A 2,058-nucleotide genomic window follows, 5' to 3' on the forward strand; every position below is an offset into this window, starting at 1 on the left:
TCCCGGGCTGCGGCGGGGTGGCGGTCGGGGCGGTGCCCGCGAAGGGGCTGGCGCCGGTGCCGATGACCCGGGCGATCAGCCGCGGCGCGGCGTCGTCGGCGTCGTCGGGGCCGTTGGCACCGTTGGCACCGTTGGCCGGCCGCCTGTCCGCGGTGCTGCCGACGGCGGCCAGCACGGGGACGGGGACGGGCAGTTCGGCCGGTTCGAGGTCGTCGCCCGGGCCGTCCAGGGTCCACTCGGGTGCCGGGTGCTGGGTGGTGTCGCCGGAGGCGCGGACGAGTTCGGCGAGGTTCGCGTACTGGGTGTCGTCGAGGCGCTGCAGTTCGACCTGGAGGTGCAGGCCGGGCAGGGTGGCGGCGCCGGTGGCGGGCAGGGTCCAGCGGGCGACGGGTCCGCTGCCGCGTTCCGGGGCACGGGTGATGACGGCGAGGCAGCTGCGCGGCTTGGCGTCGAGCAGGCGGCCGAGTTCGGCGGGCACCTGGCCGGCGGGCGGTTGGGCGGAGAGGACGATCTCGGGGACCCAGGCCTCGTCGGACCGGCCTCGGCTTCGGGCGTCGCGCGGGCTGGTGGCCTCGGCGGCGACCAGGGTGGCGCGGGCCCGGGCGGTGCGCGGGCCGAGTGCGCCGAGGGCCTGCTCCAGCGAGTCGTAGCGGTGGACGCGTTCGGCGGCGCGGCCGGCGATCGGCAGGTCCTCGGCGAAGCCGACGAGGTGCAGGTGGAGGCGGTCGGCGAGCGGGCTGTTGGCGAGTTCCAGGGCGAGGGTGCGCAGCACGTCGCGGGCGTCGTCGGGGTGGCCGGAGAGGTGCACCAGCCGGACGGTCTCGAGGTCGGCGAGGACGACGGAGCCGTCCGGCGAGGTGCCCAGGGTGACCAGGGCCGGGTAGGGCGCCGAGGACTTGGCGGCCTGGCCGGGCGACAGCAGTTCGTTGGAGTCCTCGGGGCACCACCAGACGTTGGCGGCGTGCGCGGCCCGGAAGGGGGCGATCGGCACGGCCGGCCCGGACAGGTGGAGTTCGACGGTCCGGCCGGGGGTGATCCGCGCGGCGACCAGGGAGGGCAGCCGCTTGCCGGTGCGGACGGTGTTGCGGGCCAGGGTTCGCAGGGCGCGGTCCAGCAGTTCCAGCGCGGGCACGTTCTGGCGGGCCTTCAGCTCGGCCTCGAAGGCGGCGGCGGACGGCGCCGGCATGGTGATCCGGTGCCGGGGCCTGCGGACGCGCTGCTGGTCGCCGCGGCGCCGGGCGACCGTGCCGATCATGATGGCCGCCAGCAGCACGCCGACGGTGGAGGCGGCGAGCGCGGTGGTGTAGTCGCCGGAGGCGGCGTGCGCCTCGTGGCCGACCCCGGCGGGGACGGCCGGCGGCGGGGTGTGCTTCGCCGGTGTGCTCGGCGCGGGGCTGTGGGGGGCGGGCGTGCTCGGTGCGGGCGTGCTCGACGCGGGGCTCGCGGGTGCAGGCGTGGCCGGCGCGGGAGTTGCGGGCGCGGGGGTGGACTGTGCGGGCGGCTGCGGGGCCTGCTGATCGGGTTGCGGCTGCTGCGGAGCGGGCTGCGGGGCACCGGGGACGGCCAGCACCGTGCCCGGGACCAGCACGTCCGGGTCGGTGAGCCGTTCGCCGTCGGGGGCGCGGACGCCGCGGTTGGCCTCGAAGAGTTCGGGCCACCTGTCGCCGCTGCCGAGTTCGCGCTGCGCGATGGCGGAGAGGCTGTCGCCGGGGGCGACGGTGACCGAGGAGTGCTGCGGGGCGGGCGCGGGGCTCTGCTGCGGGGCGCCGCCGCCGCCGGCGTCCGGCCTGGCGTCGCCGGGCATCAGCAGCTTCCAGCCGGGGTGGATCGGCCGGTCGGCGTCGAACCGCCGCCCGGAGTCGTCCATCACCCGGCCGTCGTTGAGCCGGGCGATCTCCTGCCACCGCTCCCCCGAGCCGAGTTGGTGCTCGGCGATGGACCAGAGACTGTCGGCGGGCCGGGTGTCGCGGACGGTGTAGACGGGGTGGTCCTGGGCGGGTGCGGCCGGGGCTGCGGCCGGTGCGGCCGCGGGCAGCGCGGCGTACTGCGGCGCGGCGG

1 protein-coding gene is annotated in these 2,058 nt (G+C 77.8%); it reads right to left on the bottom strand.

The features are described from left to right. Positions 1-2,058: LysM peptidoglycan-binding domain-containing protein (locus ABZ641_RS34670; protein ID WP_359988333.1), on the bottom strand; the 2,058-nt coding region annotated here is incomplete at both ends.

The organism is Kitasatospora sp. NPDC007106, from assembly GCF_040634455.1.
In the GTDB taxonomy this organism is placed as follows: Bacteria; Actinomycetota; Actinomycetes; order Streptomycetales; family Streptomycetaceae; genus Kitasatospora; species Kitasatospora arboriphila.